Below are 17,252 nucleotides of genomic sequence, written 5' to 3' on the forward strand. Positions count from 1 at the left end.
CTAGACACCAACCGGGGACGACAGGGATGCAAGCGTGGGACGTATCGTCGTCGCGGCCGTCGTCGTGGCTGCCTTCTGCATACAGCTGACGGCCGGCCCCGCCCAGGCGGCCGAGCCGCGCGCCGCGCTGCAAGGCGAGATGGACGAGGCCCTGCGCCAGGCGATCGTCCGCGCGGTGGGGGAGATCGACCGCCCGGCCCTCAACCGCTTCGAGGCCCGCCGCCGCGCCCGCGAGGCCGCCGAAAGCGCCATCTCCGTGCTGCGCTCCGAGGGCTATTACGGCTATGAGGTGACGCCCGACGTGGGCGAGGGGGATACGCCCACCTCCGTGGTGCGGGTGACCCCCGGGCGCCGCTTCCTGTTCGCCGGCTCCAAAGTCGACTGGGTGGGCGATCCGCCGTCGCCGACGGTGAGCCAGTCGGCCGCCGAGGCCATGGGCCTGGCGGACGGCGCGCCGGGCCGCAGCATCGACGTGCTGGCCGCGGAGGGTCGGGTGGTCGCCACCGTGCAGAAGCTGGGCTACGCCGACGCTGCGACCGAACCCCGCGAGGTGGTCGTCGACCATGCCGACCGCACGGTGCGCCCCACCTTCCGCATCGCGGCCGGCCAGCTCGTGCGGCTCGACGGTCTGGAGCTCACGACCCAGGGCCGCACCTCGCCCGTCTGGCTGAAGAACCTGGCGCCCTGGAGGCCCGGCGAGGTCTATAAGCCCAACGACGTGGCCGAGCTGGAACGCCGTCTGCTGGACACCCAGGTGTACGATTCGGTCACCGTCGCCCTGGCCCCCAGGGAGAAGACCACCGCCGACGGCCTGCGCCCGATCGTGGTCAGCCTGGCGGACCGCAAGCCGCGCACCATCGAGGCCGGCGCCAGCTACGCCACCAGCGAGGGCCTGGGGCTGGACGTCAAGTGGACGCGCTACAGCACCTTCTTGCGCGCCGACACCCTGGCGTACACCGCCCGCGTGTCCCAGCTCGACAGCCGGCTGGCGGCCGATCTTTCGCTGCCGCACTGGCGCCGGCCCCAGCAGACGCTGCACCTGGGGGCCGCAGCCTACAAGACGACCACCGACGCCTATGACGAAACCGGCTTCGGCGTGCGCAGCGACGTCACCCGCCGCTACGGCAAGACCTCCTACATCACCGTGGGCGCCTCGGCGGACCTGAGCCGCAACGACGAGAAGCGGCCGGAGACGCTCTCCTCCCTCGGCCGTGACATCGCCACGCTGGCCCTGCTGGCCGACCTGTCCCTCGACCGCTCCGACGATCCGCTCGATCCGCATCGTGGCTGGCGGGTGGGCGCCAGGGCCGAGCCCACCTATCTGGTCGGCCGCAGCCTGAGCCTGCCGTACCTGAAACTGGTCGCCCAGGGCTCCTACTACCTGTCGGTTGACAAGCAGGCGCGCACGGTGCTGGCGGCGCGGGTGCGGGCGGGCGAGATCCTGGGCGGGACGATCCCGGAAGTGCCGGCCTCGCGGCGTTTCTACGCCGGCGGCGGCGGCTCGGTGCGCGGCTACGCCTACCAGGCGGTGGGCCCGCGGCTGTCGGACAACACGCCCCAGGGCGGCCTGTCGCTGCTGGAGACCTCGGTGGAACTGCGCCAGAAGCTCACCCGCCGCTGGGGCGTGGTGGCCTTCGTGGATGCGGGCGCGGTGGGCACGGGCCGTTTTCCCGGCGGAAGCGACCTCAGCGCCGGCGCGGGCCTCGGCGTGCGCTACGATCTCGGCTTCGGCCCCTTCCGCGCCGACATCGCCGTGCCGCTGAACAAGCGGCAGGGGGACTCGGCCTTCCAGATCTACATGAGCATCGGGCAAAGCTTTTGACCGCGCCTGACGAGACCCCCGCGGAAGCGGTCCGCAGGCGCACGGTCCTGCCGAAGGCGATCGTGGCGGCCTGCCTGGCGGTGCTGGTGCTGATCGCCGGCCTCTTGGCCACCACCCGCTACGGCGTGCTGCTGCCGCAGGCGCGGCTGATGATCGAGGCCCGCGCCAACGGCCTGAAGATCGGCCGCTTCGGCCGGCTGAGGGTCGAGGGATTGCAGGGCGACCTCTGGCGCGACCTCACCGTGCGGCGCCTGACCATCGCCGACGAGAAGGGCGTCTGGCTGGAGGCGGACAACGTCCACCTGGTCTGGCGGTACGTGGAGTTGCTCCGCCGGCGCTTCCAGGCCGACCAGATAACGTTCCAGGCGATCCACGTCCTGCGCCGCCCCACCCTGACGCCGAAGGGCAAGGACCAGGGCCTGCCGGTCTCGTTCCACATCGACGACCTGCACGGCCGGCTGGAGATGCTGCCGGCCTTCAGCTACCGGCGCGGCGTCTACGACCTGAAGGTCTCGCTCGACATCGAACGCAGCGGCCGCCAGGCGGGCCGGGTGGCCGCCGCCAGCGTCCTGCACATGGGCGACCGCCTGGACGTCAGGTTCGACCTCGGCAAGCAGCGGCCGATCCTGGTCGAGGCGCAGGCCGACGAGGCGCGGGGCGGCGCCCTGGCCGGCGCGCTGGGCCTGCCCGCGGACCAGCCGTTCAGCCTCCGCGTCCATGCCGAGGGCGCGATGTCGAAGGGCCGCTTCACCGCCGCCGCCCTGACGGGCCAGCGCCAGCCCCTGCGGGCGTCCGGCGGCTGGACCCCGCAGGGCGGGGCGGCGAGCGGCCGGCTGGAGCTGGGCGCCTCGCGGCTGACGGCCGACCTGGCCAGGCGCCTGGGCCCGGAGATGGTTTTCGCCGTCGCCGGACGCAAGGCGACGCCGGCGTTGTTCGCCCTGGACGCCCGCGCCACCGCCGCGAACTTCGCGGTCACCGCCCGCGGCCTGGGCGACCTCGGCAAGCGGCGCAGCGGGCCGCAGGGCCTGGCGCTGACCCTGGCGGCGACGGACCTTGCGAGGCTCGCTGGGGGTCCCGCCAAAGGTCCGGCCGGCGTCCGGGGAACCTGGGTGGGCGACTCCGGCGCCTGGCGGTTCACCGGGACCGCCTCGGCGTCCCGGGCCGCCCTGGGCGGTTACAGCATCGAGCGCCTGTCCGGCCCCCTCGTGCTGGAGCGCAAGGACAAGGCCGTGACGCTCGCCACCAGTCTCGCCGGCCAGGGCGGCGCCGGGCGCGGCTGGGTGGCGGCGATGCTGGGCGGCCGGCCGCAGGCGAAACTGGTGGGCTCCCGGCTGGCCGACGGCCGCCTCCTCGTACGCGAGCTCGACGTGACCGGACCAGGCCTGAAGGTGCAGGCCAGCGGCGACCGCGGCCTGCTGGGTGGGCTCAACCTCCACGGCAAGGCGCAGGTCTCCAACCTCGCCTCGGCCCGCCCCGGCGCGTCCGGTTCGGTCGCCGGATCCTGGTCGGCGGCGCAGGGCGGGGCGGGCAAGCCGTGGACCTTCGGCGTCGACGCCAAGGCCGCCCGCTTCGCCACCGGCCTGGAAGAGCTCGACCGCCTGCTGGGGCCCGAGCCGGGCCTCACCGGCAAGGCCAGCATTCAGGGCGGCCAGGTCTCGGTGGCGGAGGCCGTGCTCACCGGCGGCCAGGCGCGGGTGCAGACCGCGGGCGTGCTGGGCCCGGCCGGCGCCCTCAACCTCAAGCTCGACTGGACGGCCAACGGCCCGTTCCGCGCAGGCCCGGTGGAGGTCAGCGGCAAGGCCAAGGGCTCGGGGGCGCTCACGGGCACGTTGGGCGCGCCGCGGGCCGACCTGCTGGCCGACTTCGACGCCATCGACCTGCCCCGCGTGCCGCTGAAGAACGCCCACGTCACGCTCAGCTTCGTGCGCCAGCCGGACGGGTCCAGCGGGCTGGCGACCCTGGCGGCCGACAGCGCCTATGGCGCGGCCAGCGCCAAGTCCGCCTTCCGCTTTCCGGAAGGCGGCGTCGACCTCACCGACCTGGCCGTCAACGCCGCCGGCGTGAAGGCCCAGGGCTCGCTCGCCCTGCGCCGCCGGTCGCCTTCGGCGGCGGACCTGACGGTCTCGGTGGGCCGCGGCGCCTTCCTCGACGGCGGCCAGGTGTCCGGCGCGGTCAGGATCGTCGACGCCGCCGGCGGCCCGCGCGCCAGTCTCGACCTGACGGCGGCGAGCGTCGTCCTGCCGGGCGCCATGGCCTCGATCCGCAGCGGACGGATCACCGCCGACGGTCCCCTGGCGCGGCTGCCCTACCAGGCGCAGCTCGGCGGCGCGCTGCGCAGCGGCCCCTGGTCTCTGGACGGGCGGGGGATGCTGACCACCGAGCCGGTGGGCTACGCGCTCACCTTCGACGGCTCCGGCCAGGCGGGGGGGCGGGCGCTGCGCACGGCGGAGCCCACGCTGCTGCGCTTCGGCGGACCCACGCAATCGGCGCGGCTCAGGCTGACCGCCGCCGACGGCGGGCGCATCGACATCAACGGCGCGGTCGCCAAGGACTCCGCCGACATCCGGGCGCAGGTCGCCAAGCTGGACCTTTCGGTGCTCAACGAGGACCTTGGCGGCTTGGCCGACGCGACGCTGGTCCTGCAGGGCCGCGGCGCCGCGCTCAGCGGAACCCTCGACGCCAAGCTGCAGGCCGCCCGGGCCCGCGGCTCCGACGTGGCCACCGGCCTGGACGGAACCTTGAAAGCCCGCATCTCCGACAACGCCGTGGTGATCGACGCCCAGGCCGCCAACGGCCAAGGGCTGCGGGCCAACGCCAACATCGTCCTGCCGGCCGAGACCTCCGCCAGCCCGTTCCGCATCGCCATCGCCCGCACCCGTCCCCTGCGCGGAACCTTCTTCGCCGAAGGGGAAGTGAAGCCCCTGTGGGACCTGCTGGTCGGCGGCGAGCGCAGCCTCTCGGGTCACGTCCGGACGGAGGGAACCCTGGGGGGGACGCTGGCCGATCCGGCCGCCACCGGCACGGCGGCGCTGGACGGCGGCAAGTTCAGCGACGGCGCCACCGGCCTGGCCCTGCGCGACGTGGTGTTGAAGGCCGCCTTCGCCCACGCGGCGATCGACGTCACCCAGGCCGCCGGCGCCGACGGCCACGGCGGGACGGTCAGCGGCGCCGGCCGCATCAGCCTGGCCCGCGACGGCGTGAGCAGCTTCAGGCTCGACCTGAAGGGCTTCCGGCTGATCGACAACGAGCAGGCGACCGCCACCGCCACCGGCCAGACCACGATCGACCGCGACGCCGCGGGCAAGGTGCGGATCTCCGGCGCGCTGGCCATCGACCGCGCCGACGTGGCGGCCAAGCCGCCGACGCCCACCGGCGTCGTCACCCTGGACGTCGTCGAGCGCAACCGGCCGCCCGACCTCGACCTCGACCACGCCCTGGAGCCCGTCCGCCAGACGAACGGGGGTTGGGCGCTCGACGTGACCCTGAAGGCCCCGCGGCGCATCTTCCTGCGCGGCCGCGGCCTGGACATGGAGCTGTCGCTGGACGCCCATGTGGGCGGCGCCACCGCCCGGCCGCGGCTCACCGGCGTGGCGCGGGTGATCCGCGGCGACTACGACTTCGCCGGCAAGCGTTTCGCTTTCGACCCGCGGGGCGTGGTCTACCTCTCCACCCGGCCGGAGGAGATCCGCCTCGATCTCACCGCCACCCGCGACGACCCGGCGCTTACCGCCGTGGTGCAGATCCGCGGCACGGCGGCCAAGCCGGAGATCACGCTGACTTCGACGCCGGCCCTGCCCAACGACGAGGTGCTCTCCCAGGTGCTGTTCGGCACGTCGGCCTCGCAGCTCTCGCCGCTGGAAGCCGCCCAGCTCGCCTCCGCGCTCTCGGCGCTGAGCGGCAACGGCGGCTTCGACGTGATGGGCAACCTGCGCACCTTCGCCCGGCTCGACCGCCTGGCGCTGGGCGGCGACCAGACGACGGGCGTCACAGTCTCCGGCGGCAAGTACCTGACGGACAGCGTCTATTTGGAAATCACCGGCGGCGGCCGCGAAGGGCCTTCGGCGCAGGTGGAGTGGCGGGTGGGCCACGGCCTGTCGCTGCTGTCGCGCCTCGCCGGGCAGCGCGGCGACGCCAAGCTGGCGGTGCGCTGGCGGCGCGACTACTGAGTGCTGACGTGCGTCTGGGCGCCGCGGGTCAGCACCCGGTCCTCGGGCAGGATCGCGGCGATGGGGATGTCGCTGGCCTTCGCCAGGGAGGCGTAGAGCCCGCCGAAGTCCTGCAGCGTCGCCTGCCGCAGCGCCTCCAGCGACGGGATCACGAAATAGACCTGCTGGAAGTCGTCGATCCGGTAGGGCGTGCGCATCACCCGCTGCAGGTCGAAGGCCAGGCGGTTGGGGGAGGGCGAGTCCAGGGCGAACACCGACTCCGCGTGCGACGAGACGATCCCCGCGCCGTAGATCCGCAGGCCTTCGGCGCCTTGCATCAGGCCGAACTCCACCGTGTACCAGTAAAGCCGCGCCAGGTTGGTCAGCCGCCCGAGACCCAGCGCCCGCAACCCGCCCTCGCCATAGGCCTGCATGTAGTCGGCGAACACCGGGTCGGTGAGCATCGGCACGTGGCCGAACAGGTCGTGGAAGACGTCGGGCTCCTGGAGGTAATCAAGCTGGTCGGGGCGGCGGATGAACCGCCCGGCGGGAAACCGGCGGTTGGCCAGGTGCTCGAAGAACACCGCGTCCGGAACGAGGCCCGGCACTGCCACCACGCGCCAGCCGGTCAGCCGGGCGAGCTCGGCGTTGATCCGGGCGAAGTCGGGGATGCCGCTGCGGTGCAGGTCCAGCGCCTCCAGTCCCTTGAGGAATGGATCGCAGGCGCGGCCCGGCAACAGCGCCGCCTGCCGCTCGTAGAGGGTGACCCAGGTCGCGTGGTCTTCGGGCGTATAGGCCGCCCAGTCCTGGTCGATGGTCCAGTCGGCCCGCCGCACGGCTCCGTCTGCGCTCATAAGCGCAGAATTCCCCAGGCGCGCCCGGGGTTCCGGCTTAGTGGCTGATGCGCGGACGCAGCTTGTATTCGCGGCCGTCGAAGGATTCGAAGATCAGCGACGCCTGGGGGTGGGTCACCGGCAGGCCGCTGTCGTCGTGGAGCAGGTTCTGTTCGGAGACGTAGGCGACGTAGCTCGACTCCTCGTTCTCCGCCAGCAGGTGGTAGAACGGCTGGTCCTTCCGCGGGCGCACCTGCTCGGGGATCGACAGCCACCACTCCTCGCTGTTGTTGAACTGGGGATCGACGTCGAAGATCACGCCGCGGAAGGCGTAGACCCGGTGGCGGACCAGTTGGCCGATCGCGAACTTGGCGACGATCACCTGGCGCACGGGCGCTAGCGCCGCGGAGACCACGGGGTCGAAGCTGGTCATTTCGAGCCGCTCGTTCATGGACACCGAATCTAAACCTTAAATCCTGACCGGGAGGTGAACGTAGCGTCCCGACGCCTCCTTTCAAGGCTACGCCTTCCGACACGCGAGTAGGCGCGCTACAGTCGCCTGTGAAACGAGGCCCCGCGTGTCGCGGGCCTGCGAGGACGGGATCAGTCCATGTCAGAGGCGCCGAGCGCGCCCGGCGCCCCGGCGCGGGGTCACGAGAGGTCTGCGGGCGCACAGCCCTGCTACGCCGCGCTCGACCTGGGGACCAACAACTGCCGCCTGCTGATCGCCACGCCGGCGGGATCGAGCTTCCGGGTGGTGGAGGCCTATTCGCGCATCGTCCGGCTGGGGGAGGGGCTGTCGCACAGCGGCCGGCTCTCCGAAGCGGCCATGGAGCGGGCGCTCGCGGCGCTGAAGGTCAGCGCGGAGAAGGTCCGGCGGCGGCGGGTGGTGCGCCTGCGGGCCATCGCCACCCAGGCCTGCCGCTCGGCGGCCAACGGCCAGGCGTTCATCGACCGGGTGGCCGACGAGACCGGCATGCGCCTGCAGGTGATCTCCCCCCAGGAGGAGGCCCGGCTCTCCGTGGCCGGCTGCGTCGGCCTGCTGGACATGCAGGCCGACGCCGCTCTGGTGGTGGACGTGGGCGGCGGCTCCACCGAGCTCTCCTGGGTCGACCTGAAGGCGGTTCCGCCCGAGGCGCGCGGCGCGGCCTTCGCCAACGGCCGGGCGCCGATCAAGGCCTGGCTCTCGGTGCCCATCGGCGTCGTCACCCTGGCCGAGCGTTTCCCGGAGGGGGAGGCGGCGACCCGCAACTGGTTCCGCCAGATGGTCGAGCACGTGAAGGCCGAGATCGCGGCCTTTCGTCATGCGGACCCCTTGCGGGAGGTCTTCGACGCCGACCGCGCCCACCTGGTCGGCACCTCCGGGGCCATCACCAGCCTGGCCGGCATGCACCTGGGCCTCAGGCGCTACGACCGCAGCCAGGTGGACGGCATCTGGATGACGCGGAGCGAATGCGAGGCCGCCGCCGAAAGCCTGCTGGGCCTCTCCGCCCGCCAGCGCGCCGACCAGCCCTGCATCGGCCCCGACCGGGCCGACCTGGTGTTGGCGGGGGCGGCGATCCTGCAGGCGGTGCAGGAGCTGTGGCCCTGCTCGCGGGTGCGGGTGGCGGACCGCGGTCTGCGCGAGGGCATCCTGATGTCGCTGATGTCCGACCGCGACGGCCGCCGCAAGCGCCGCCGCCACGGCCGGCGTTCCTCCGCCGACGCATGAGCGAGCCGCCCCGCAAGCGCATGGTCAAGCCGCCCTCCGGCGGCGGCGAAGGCGGCCGCCCGCAGCCGGCGCGGCTGAAGACCGCCAAGCTGCGCACGCCCTCGTCCCAGGCCTGGCTGGAGCGCCAGATCAACGACCCGTTCTCCGCCAAGGCCCGCGCCCACGGCTACCGCTCGCGGGCGGCCTACAAGCTGATCGAGATCGACGACCGCTTCCACCTCCTGAAGCCCGGCGTCCGCTTGCTGGACCTGGGGCTGGCCCCCGGCGGCTGGACGCAGGTGGCGATCGAGCGCCGCGTGGCCACGATCGCCGGCGTCGACCTGCTGCCGGTGGAGCCGCTGCCGCCCGCCCGCATCCTGCAGATGGACTTCACCGACCCGGCCTGCGCACCGCTCCTGATGCAGAGCCTGGGCGGGCCGCCGGACGTGGTGCTCTCCGACATGGCGCCCAACACCGTGGGCCACAAGAAGACCGACCACCTGCGCATCGTCGGCCTGATCGAGGCGGCCGCCGACTTCACCGTCCAGGTGCTGAAGCCCGGCGGCGCCTTCGTGGCCAAGGCCTTCCAGGGGGGCGAGACCGCCGAGGTGATAGCCCTGCTGAAACGCCACTTCGCCAGCGTCAAGACCGTCAAGCCCAAGGCCAGCCGGGCGGAAAGCTCCGAGCTCTACCTGGTCGCGACGGGGTTCAAGGGGCGTTAGGCCGATCCCTTGCGACCGAGGCCCGCCCGGCGGACGTTGCGCCGACGGCGGCAAGATGTTCAACGTCCGCCTCGCGCCGAGGGGCCGGCGAATTGACTCGGAGCGGCTTTGCGAGGATATGCGGCCCGCAAAATGGAGAGTCTCATGGAGATTCGCGAAGGTCTCACCTTCGACGACGTTTTGCTCGAACCCGGTCCGTCCGACGTCATGCCCACCCAGGTGGACACCCGGACGCGCCTGACCCGCGAGATCAGGCTGAAGATCCCGATCGTGTCCGCCGCAATGGACACGGTCACCGAAAGCCGGCTGGCCATCGCCATGGCCCAGAACGGCGGCCTGGGCGTCCTGCACCGCAACCTGACGGTCGAGGAACAGGCCGACCAGGTCCGCGAGGTGAAGCGCTACGAAAGCGGGATGGTGATCAATCCGCTGACCATCAATCCCGACACGCCGCTGCGCGAGGTCCGCCAGATCAAGGCCCGCCGGCGGATCTCCGGCTTCCCGGTGGTGGACGCCGGAACCGGCCGGCTCTGCGGCATCCTGACGAACCGCGACATGCGCTTCGAAGGCAGTGACGAAGTTCCCGCCAAGGCCTTGATGACGAAAGATAATCTCATCACGGTGAAGGAGGGCGTCAGCCAGGCTGAGGCCCGCGACCTGCTTCGACGGCACAAGATCGAGCGGCTGATCGTCGTCGACGACGATTACCGCGCGGTGGGGCTGATCACCGTCAAGGACATGGAGAAGGCCGAAGCCTATCCCGACGCCGCCAAGGACACCCAGGGTCGCCTGCTGGTCGGCGGCGCCTCCACCGTCGGCGACGCGGGCTTCGAGCGTTCCATGGCCCTGGTGGACGCGGGCGTCGACGTGGTGGTGATCGACACCGCCCATGGCCACAACGCCGACGTCGCCAAGGCGGTCGTCCGGGTGAAGCGCGAGACCAACCGCGTGCAGGTCATCGCCGGCAACGTCGCCACCTACGACGGCGCGCGCGCCCTGATCGACGCCGGCGCCGACGCGGTGAAGGTCGGCATCGGCCCTGGCTCCATCTGCACCACCCGCATCGTCGCCGGCGTGGGCGTGCCGCAGCTCACCGCCATCCTCGACGCCGTGCGCGCCTCGGGCGATTCCGGCGTGCCGATCATCGCCGACGGCGGGGTCAAGTACTCGGGCGACCTGGCCAAGGCGCTGGCCGCCGGGGCCAGCGTGGCGATGATGGGCTCGGTGTTCGCCGGCGTCGACGAGAGCCCGGGCGAGGTGTTCCTCTACCAGGGCCGCTCCTACAAGTCGTACCGCGGCATGGGTTCGGTCGGCGCCATGGCCCGCGGCTCGGCCGACCGCTACTTCCAGAAGGAAGTCGAGGACGAGCTGAAACTGGTGCCGGAGGGCATCGAGGGCCAGACGCCGTACAAGGGTCCGATCAGCCCGGTGATCCACCAGCTCGTCGGGGGGCTGCGCGCGGCCATGGGCTACGTGGGCGCGCTCGACATCGCCGCCTTCCAGCAACGCGCTAGGTTCATCCGCATCACCGGCGCCGGCCTGCGCGAAAGCCACGTGCACGACGTGATGATCACCCGCGAGGCGCCGAACTATCCGAGCCAGGTGTGACGCCCGTCGCGGGCGAATTGCAGCTGCTGGGGCTCAGCGGTGTCTTCGTGGTCGTGCAGATCACGCTGGTATCGCAGCTCAGCAACCGGCAATACGGGCTCAGGTGGGCGGCCAGCCCGCGCGACGAGACTATGCCGCCGCCGGACGTGTTGCTCGGCCGCACGCGGCGGGCGCTGGCGAACTACCTGGAGACCTACCCGGTGTTCGTGGCGGCGGTGCTGGCGGTGGCGGTGGCGCAGCGCTTCGACCTGCTGACGCTCGCCGGCGCGCATCTCTACCTCTGGGGCCGGGTCGCCTACCTGGCGCTCTACATGACCGGCGTGCCGCTGGTGCGCTCGCTGTTCTGGAACGTCGCCTTGCTCGGCGTCTTCATGATCCTCTGGCGGCTGCTGTGAATCGGCGCGGCGGCGATGCGTGACGGCGGCCGACTCGCCGCCGCGATCGACGTGCTGGCCGATGTCGAGGCCCGTCATCGCCCCGCGCACCTGGCGCTGAAGGCCTGGTCCGACGGCGCGCGCTACGCCGGCGCCAAGGACCGCGCGTTCGTCTCCGGCCTGGTGCTGGACGTGCTGCGCCGCCGCCGCTCGCTGGCCTGGCAGATGGGCGAAGAGAGCGACCGCGCCCGCGTGCTGGGCGCCGCCCGCCACGTCTGGGACTGGCCGATCGAACGGATCGAGGCCGCGGCCGCCGAGACGCATGGCCCGGGCGAGCTGACCGCCGCCGAGCGCGAGCGACTGGCCATGCCGATCCCGCTGGACGACGCGCCCCCGCCGGTCCGGGGCGACTACCCGGACTGGCTGGACGCCCCGCTCGCCCGCGTGTTCGGCGAGGCGCGAGTCGCGGAGGGGCGGGCGCTGGCCGCCCGTGCGCCGGTCGACCTGCGGGTGAACACGCTGAAGAGCGATGCCGCCCACGTGCTGAAGGCGCTCGATCCGTTCCACCCCGAGCCGCTTGCCTTCCCGCCCGGCGCGATCCGCGTCCGCGCGCCGGCCGCCAGCGAGCGGGCCGCGTCGGTCGAGGCCGCGCCGGCGTTCGAGAAGGGCTGGTTCGAGGTGCAGGACGCCGGCTCGCAGATCGCCGTCGCCGTCGCCCGCGAGATCGGCGGCAGGCAGGTGCTGGACTTCTGCGCCGGCGGCGGCGGCAAGACCCTGGCGCTGGCGGCGGCGATGGCCAACACCGGCCAGCTCTACGCTCACGACGCCGACGCGCGGCGGCTGGCGGAGACGGTGAAGCGCGCCCAGCGCGCCGGCGTACGCAACCTGCAGGTCCGCTCGCCGATCGACCCCAAGGCGTTGGACGGCCTCGAGCGCCGCATGGACCTCGTCTTCGTCGACGCGCCCTGCACCGGCTCCGGCGTCTGGCGCCGCCACCCCGACGCCAAGTGGCGCCTGACGCCCCAGCAACTCGAGCGCCGCATCGCCGAGCAGGACCAGGTGCTGGCCGGCGCCGCCCCATTCGTGAAGCCCGGCGGCCGGCTGATCTACGTCACCTGCTCGCTGCTGGCCGAGGAGAACGAGGACCGCGTCGCCGCCTTCGTCGCCGCGAACCCCGATTTCGCCGTCGAGCCGGTCACGCTCGATGGGGCCGAGCCCTGGCGCACGGCCGCCGGGTACCTGCGCCTCACCCCGCTCACCGCCGGAGCGGACGGGTTCTTCGTGGCCGAGCTGCAACGCGCCGGCTGAGGTCCCGCGCTGGTCGCCGTGCGCCCAGCCGGCTGAAGGGCGAAGCTACTTCGAACTCGAGATCACCCACAGTCGTGTCATCTCGGAAGCGAGCGGAGCGAGCTGTCCGGGATCTACTTTCTCCGTCAGCGCCAAGTAGATCCCGGACGAGTCCGCTGCGCGGCTCTCCGGGATGACTGGGTTGGTGAGAATGCGAAAGCTAAGCCGCAGCCGTCCTGAACGCTCGTTCGTAGTAGTCCGCCAGGCCGCTGAGCTCCCCTGCGCCATCGCCGGCGAAGCACGAGCCGTGCATCACCGCCAGCGTGCGCGGCTGAAGATCGGCGAGCCGTCGGATCGTGGGCGCGGTCTGCGGGGTCAGCGCGCTGGCCTTGAACATCTCCTCCGTGCTCGCGGCGGCCTCGACGATGCTCTCGCGGGTCAGCGCCGGGCCGTCGCCCGCCTGGGTGAACAGGTCGCCGGTGAACAGCGTCCCGGCGGTCTCCTCGAACACCAGGCCGGACTCCCAGGCGTGCGGCACATGCGGGGTGTCGATCCAGCGCACGCGCTTGCCGCCGAGATCGATCACCTCGCCGTCGGCCAGCACCCGCGGCGGCCGGTCGGCGAGATCGTTCAGCGAGACCATGCACGCGGTCGCGCCGTGCGCCACCTGCGCCAGCGGCGCGGCGGCCAGCCACTGGTTCATCGAGCCGCACTCGTCGGACTCGACATGCCCGAACGAGATCCAGCGCAGGCCTTCCACGGGAGTGAGCCGACCGACCGCCTCGGCGATAGCCGCGAACATGTGGCGTGGGCCGGTGTGGAACAGCAGGGGCTGCTCGGCCCGGACAAGATACTGGTTGAACGTGAACCCGGCCGGCGCAGCCACTTCGGGGACCAGGGTCGAGAGGCGGAAGACCCCGTCGGCCACTTCGTCTGTACGCACTGTCATTCAGACCTCGCCCTGCCTGCTTCGCCGCTGGTCACGGCGTCGTCCGACATTGTAGCGTCTGCGCGGCCGCAGGATGGCAGGAAGCCGCGACGAGGTCAGGGAAAGAGCGAGACGATGCCGATCACCATGGACTCACTGTTCGATGCCTATCGCCAGCGGACCGAAGCGCTGAAGGCGAGCGACAACCCGCTGGCGCGCGGCGTCGCTGTGATCGACGGCGCGTTCATCCCGCTGGCGGAGGCGAAAATCCCGCTGATGGACCAGGGCTTCCTGCATTCGGACCTGACCTACGACGTGCCTGCCGTCTGGGACGGGCGCTACTTCCGGCTCGACGACCACCTCGATCGCCTCGAGGCCAGCTGCGCCAAGCTGCGGCTGCGCATCCCCATGACGCGCCCGGCGCTGCGCGAGACGCTGGTCGAGATGGTGGCGAGGAGCGGCATCCGCGACGCCTACGTCAGCTTGATCGTCACCCGCGGTCTCAAGTTCGTGCGCGAGGTGCGGCCCGAGCACGCGGTCAACCACCTCTACCTCTACGCCCAGCCATACATCTGGGTGATGCCCCCAGACCTGCAGCGGACCGGCGGCTCGGCGGTCGTCACCCGCACGGTGCGGCGCACGCCGCCGGGCGCGATGGACCCGACCGTGAAGAACCTGCAGTGGGGCGACTTCACCCGCGGGGTGATCGAGGCGGGCGACCGCGGCGCGATCTATCCGATCCTGCCCGACGGCGACGGCAACATCACCGAGGGCTCCGGCTTCAACATCTTCGTGGTCAAGGACGGGGTGCTGCGCACGCCGAGGCGCGGGGTGCTGGAGGGCGTCACCCGCCGCACGGTGCTGGAGCTTGCCGCCGCCAAGGGGCTGGCGACCGCGGTGGAGGAGGTGCCGGTCAGCGCCGCCTATGACTGCGACGAACTGTTCTTCACCACCACGGCGGGCGGCGTGATGCCGATCACCGAACTCGACGGCGCGCCCGTGGGCGGCGGCCAGGTCGGCCCGATCGCGCGCGGCCTCTGGGAGGCCTACTGGCAGGCGCACTACGACCCAGCGCTCAGTTTCGCCGTCGAGTACCGCTGAAGCCGACTCTTCGCCCGGCATCGGCTCGAGGCGTTGGCAGTCTGACCAGGCGTGAAATTCGCCCGACGGCCGCTCGCGCTGCGTGATGGCGGCGCCGGTCTGGGACGGCCGCTAGCCGTTCCATCGGCTGGTCCGCTAAAAAGCCAGTCTCATCCGCGAGCCCCTCCAGGAGCCCATGAACGGTTTCGACTTCGCCGGCCTGATCGGCGTGACGCTGATCCTGGCCGGCTACGCCCTCGCCACCATGGGGCGGCTGGACCAGAAGGGCGCGCCGTCGCTGGCGATCAATTTCGCCGGCGCCGGCCTGATCCTCGTCTCGCTCTACCGCGACTTCAACCTGTCGGCCGCGATCGTCGAGGCCGTGTGGGCGCTGATCGCGCTCGCCGGTCTGATCCGACTGGCGCTGGAGCGACTGCGGCGCCAAGGAAGCCGCTGACCCGGAGGCGCCCCGATGCCGCAGCACTTCGTCTGCCTGACCTTCGATCTCGACAACACCTCGGGCTCGATCTGGCGCGGGGGAACGACGCCGACGATGATCTCGCGCGGCGACTTCGGCATGGTCGGGACCGAGCGGCTGCTGGCGCTGACGGCGCGCGAGTCGATCGCCACCACCTGGTTCGTCCCCGGCCACACCATCGAGAGCTATCCGGCGTCGTGCGAGGCCGTGCTCGCCGGCGGCCACGAGATCGGCCATCACGGCTGGACCCATCGTCCGCCCGCCAGCCTCGGCAGCCGGGAGGAAGAGGAGGCCGAGCTGGTGCGCGGGATCGAGGCGATCCACGGGCTCAGCGGTCAGGCGCCGCGCGGTTACCGCTCGCCCTCGTGGGACCTCAGCGAGCACTCCATCGGCCTGCTGCTGCAGCATGGATTTGCCTACGACTCGAGCCTGATGGGGCACGACTACCTGCCGTACCAGGCTCGCGATGGCGACGCGGCCCCGCTGGAGGCGCCGATGACCTTCGGGCCGGACACGCCGCTGGTGGAGATGCCGATCAGCTGGTCGCTCGACGACTACCCGGCGTTCGAGTTCTCGTCGTCGCGCAACGGCGTGCTGCCCGGCCTGATGAACGCCGACCTGGTGCTGCAGAACTGGCTGGCCGACTTCGGCTACATGGCCCGCGAGTACGACTGGGGCGTGCTCACCTACACCTTCCACCCGCACGTGATCGGCCGCGGCCACCGCATGCTAATGCTGGAGCGGCTGATCGCCAGCCTGCGTGACGGCGGCGCGACGTTCGTCACCATGGAGCGGGCCGTCGCCGAATACCGCCGCCGCTACCCGGACGGCCGCAGCGAACGGGGGCGATAGTTCGCCATTCACCCGACTGTCGTCCCGCAGACCCGCGAAGCGGTGTCGGCTGACGCGGATAGACCGCCATGCCCGGACAAGCCAGGGGGACTGACGCGTTGCTGCGCAACGATCCGCCGCTTTCCCTCGGAGGAGGAAGGGTGGTCGCCTCCGGCGCGGCATCTTCCGCTCCCCCATGACGCGGCGGCGATTCTCCACTACATGCCCGCCATGTCGGACCCCGCCCAGCACCACGACCGCGTCCTGATCGTCGACTTCGGCAGCCAGGTGACCCAGTTGATCGCCCGCCGGGTGCGCGAGAGCGGGGTCTACTGCGAGATCCATCCCTACGACCGGGTGGGCGCGATGCTGGAAGCGTTCGCCCCGAAGGCGGTGATCCTCTCCGGCGGTCCGGCCAGCGCGCACGAAGCCGAGAGCCCAGCCGCGCCGGCGGCGATCTTCGAGCTCGGCGTGCCGGTGCTGGGCGTCTGCTACGGCGAGATGACGATGGCCGCCCAGCTGGGCGGGCAGGTGGAGGGCGGCCATGCGCGCGAGTTCGGGCGCGCCGAGATCCGCATCGCCCGCGAGAGCCCGCTGCTGGCCGGCCTCGGCGATGTCGGCGACGAGGAGCCGGTGTGGATGAGCCACGGCGACAAGATCACCGCCATCCCGCCCGGCTTCGAGGTGGTGGCCACCTCCGAGGGCTCGCCGTTCGCGGTGATCGCCGACGAGGGGCGCCGGCTCTACGGCGTCCAGTTCCACCCCGAGGTGGCGCACACCCCGCGCGGCGCGCTGATGCTGCGCAACTTCACCCACCAGATCGCGGGCCTGAAGGGCGACTGGAGCATGGCCCGGTTCAAGGACGAGGCGGTGGCGCGCATCCGCGAACAGGTGGGCGAGGGTAGGGTGATCTGCGGCCTATCCGGCGGGGTCGACTCCTCGGTGGCCGCGGTGCTGATCCACGAAGCGATCGGCGAGCAGCTGACCTGCGTCTTCGTCGACACTGGCCTGATGCGGATGAACGAGGCCAGCGAGGTCGTCACCCTGTTCAGGGATCACTACAACATTCCGCTGGTGCACGTTGAAGCGGCTGACGATTTCCTGGGCGCACTCGCCGGCGTTTCCGACCCGGAGACCAAGCGCAAGACCATCGGCCGCCTGTTCATCGACGTGTTCGACCGCGAGGCGGCCAAGATCCAGGGCGCGGCGTTCCTGGCCCAGGGCACGCTCTATCCGGACGTGATCGAGAGCGTCTCGGCTCGCGGCGGCCCGTCCCAGGTGATCAAGAGCCACCACAACGTCGGCGGCCTGCCCGAGCACATGAAGCTGAAGCTGGTCGAGCCGCTGCGCGAGCTGTTCAAGGACGAGGTGCGGGCGCTCGGCGTCGAACTCGGCTTGCCGCCGGCCTTCGTCGGCCGCCACCCGTTCCCCGGGCCGGGCCTCGCCATCCGCAT

Annotated in this window: 14 protein-coding genes; 11 read left to right on the forward strand and 3 right to left on the reverse strand. The window is 71.9% G+C overall.

From position 1 onward, the window contains the following. The first annotated feature begins 34 nt into the window (after window positions 1-34). Together VGL30_RS03785 and VGL30_RS03790 are read left to right on the forward strand one after the other, a co-directional pair. Window positions 35-1,822, forward strand: a complete 1,788-nt coding sequence (locus VGL30_RS03785) for an autotransporter assembly complex protein TamA (RefSeq protein ID WP_414694952.1) — start codon at window positions 35-37, stop codon at window positions 1,820-1,822. After that, complete coding sequence (locus tag VGL30_RS03790) at window positions 1,819-5,988, forward strand: translocation/assembly module TamB domain-containing protein (protein ID WP_331536943.1); 4,170 nt, start codon at window positions 1,819-1,821, stop codon at window positions 5,986-5,988. Before VGL30_RS03785 ends, VGL30_RS03790 begins: the two co-directional genes overlap by 4 nt. Here the strand turns inward: VGL30_RS03790 and phhA are convergent. Both phhA and hspQ read right to left on the reverse strand, forming a co-directional pair. After that, window positions 5,982-6,821 (reverse strand): phenylalanine 4-monooxygenase, encoded by an 840-nt coding sequence (gene phhA, locus VGL30_RS03795; protein WP_331536945.1) that lies wholly within the window; start codon window positions 6,819-6,821, stop codon window positions 5,982-5,984. The genes VGL30_RS03790 and phhA overlap by 7 nt on opposite strands. 37 nt (window positions 6,822-6,858) lie before the next feature. Then, entirely contained in the window at window positions 6,859-7,233 is a 375-nt protein-coding gene (hspQ, locus tag VGL30_RS03800) for a heat shock protein HspQ (RefSeq protein ID WP_331536960.1), read from the reverse strand. Between the two features lie 177 nt (window positions 7,234-7,410). Between hspQ and VGL30_RS03805 the strand changes: the two genes are divergently transcribed. From VGL30_RS03805 to VGL30_RS03825, 5 genes are all read left to right on the forward strand, one after another. Continuing rightward, complete coding sequence (locus VGL30_RS03805) at window positions 7,411-8,511, forward strand: Ppx/GppA phosphatase family protein (protein ID WP_331536947.1); 1,101 nt, start codon at window positions 7,411-7,413, stop codon at window positions 8,509-8,511. Continuing rightward, entirely contained in the window at window positions 8,508-9,212 is a 705-nt protein-coding gene (locus tag VGL30_RS03810) for an RlmE family RNA methyltransferase (protein ID WP_331536948.1), read from the forward strand. The genes VGL30_RS03805 and VGL30_RS03810 overlap by 4 nt, the downstream gene beginning before the upstream one ends. Window positions 9,213-9,356: 144 nt before the next feature. Continuing rightward, on the forward strand, window positions 9,357-10,820 hold the full coding sequence (gene guaB / locus VGL30_RS03815; protein ID WP_331536949.1) for an IMP dehydrogenase: 1,464 nt from the start codon (window positions 9,357-9,359) through the stop codon (window positions 10,818-10,820). Then, a complete protein-coding gene (locus tag VGL30_RS03820) occupies window positions 10,817-11,215 on the forward strand; it encodes an MAPEG family protein (RefSeq protein ID WP_331536950.1) in 399 nt (132 codons plus the stop codon). The genes guaB and VGL30_RS03820 overlap by 4 nt, the downstream gene beginning before the upstream one ends. 15 nt (window positions 11,216-11,230) lie before the next feature. Beyond that, window positions 11,231-12,502, forward strand: coding sequence for an RsmB/NOP family class I SAM-dependent RNA methyltransferase (locus VGL30_RS03825; protein ID WP_331536951.1), 1,272 nt, complete (start codon window positions 11,231-11,233; stop codon window positions 12,500-12,502). Window positions 12,503-12,701: 199 nt separating this feature from the next. Here the strand turns inward: VGL30_RS03825 and VGL30_RS03830 are convergent, their stop codons facing one another. Next, the gene (locus VGL30_RS03830) at window positions 12,702-13,430 is read right to left on the reverse strand and encodes an MBL fold metallo-hydrolase (RefSeq protein ID WP_331536952.1); all 729 of its coding nucleotides are present in this window, start codon (window positions 13,428-13,430) and stop codon (window positions 12,702-12,704) included. A 114-nt stretch (window positions 13,431-13,544) separates the two neighbouring features. On the opposite strand from VGL30_RS03830, the gene VGL30_RS03835 reads away from it, so the two are divergent. From VGL30_RS03835 to guaA, 4 genes are all read left to right on the forward strand, one after another. Then, window positions 13,545-14,510, forward strand: a complete 966-nt coding sequence (locus VGL30_RS03835; protein ID WP_331536953.1) for an aminotransferase class IV — start codon at window positions 13,545-13,547, stop codon at window positions 14,508-14,510. Window positions 14,511-14,685: 175 nt separating this feature from the next. Beyond that, entirely contained in the window at window positions 14,686-14,946 is a 261-nt protein-coding gene (locus VGL30_RS03840) for a CBU_0592 family membrane protein (RefSeq protein ID WP_331536954.1), read from the forward strand. 15 nt (window positions 14,947-14,961) lie between these two features. Continuing rightward, window positions 14,962-15,819, forward strand: coding sequence for a polysaccharide deacetylase (locus tag VGL30_RS03845; RefSeq protein ID WP_331536955.1), 858 nt, complete (start codon window positions 14,962-14,964; stop codon window positions 15,817-15,819). 210 nt (window positions 15,820-16,029) lie between these two features. Continuing rightward, a partial coding sequence (guaA, locus tag VGL30_RS03850; protein WP_331536956.1) for a glutamine-hydrolyzing GMP synthase occupies window positions 16,030-17,252 on the forward strand: 1,223 nt, incomplete at its 3' end.

The organism is Phenylobacterium sp. (assembly GCF_036502675.1).
Lineage (GTDB): Bacteria > Pseudomonadota > Alphaproteobacteria > Caulobacterales > Caulobacteraceae > Phenylobacterium.

What these genes read in the sequence shown, in the direction of transcription:
- phhA (WP_331536945.1), bottom strand. Translation starts at nt 6,821, where the DNA reads ATGAGCGCAGACGGAGCCGTGCGGCGGGCCGACTGGACCATCGACCAG.
- hspQ (WP_331536960.1), bottom strand. Translation starts at nt 7,233, where the DNA reads ATGACCAGCTTCGACCCCGTGGTCTCCGCGGCGCTAGCGCCCGTGCGC.
- VGL30_RS03805 (WP_331536947.1), top strand. Translation starts at nt 7,411, where the DNA reads ATGTCAGAGGCGCCGAGCGCGCCCGGCGCCCCGGCGCGGGGTCACGAG.
- VGL30_RS03810 (WP_331536948.1), top strand. Translation starts at nt 8,508, where the DNA reads ATGAGCGAGCCGCCCCGCAAGCGCATGGTCAAGCCGCCCTCCGGCGGC.
- guaB (WP_331536949.1), top strand. Translation starts at nt 9,357, where the DNA reads ATGGAGATTCGCGAAGGTCTCACCTTCGACGACGTTTTGCTCGAACCC.
- VGL30_RS03825 (WP_331536951.1), top strand. Translation starts at nt 11,231, where the DNA reads ATGCGTGACGGCGGCCGACTCGCCGCCGCGATCGACGTGCTGGCCGAT.
- VGL30_RS03830 (WP_331536952.1), bottom strand. Translation starts at nt 13,430, where the DNA reads ATGACAGTGCGTACAGACGAAGTGGCCGACGGGGTCTTCCGCCTCTCG.
- VGL30_RS03835 (WP_331536953.1), top strand. Translation starts at nt 13,545, where the DNA reads ATGCCGATCACCATGGACTCACTGTTCGATGCCTATCGCCAGCGGACC.
- VGL30_RS03840 (WP_331536954.1), top strand. Translation starts at nt 14,686, where the DNA reads ATGAACGGTTTCGACTTCGCCGGCCTGATCGGCGTGACGCTGATCCTG.
- VGL30_RS03845 (WP_331536955.1), top strand. Translation starts at nt 14,962, where the DNA reads ATGCCGCAGCACTTCGTCTGCCTGACCTTCGATCTCGACAACACCTCG.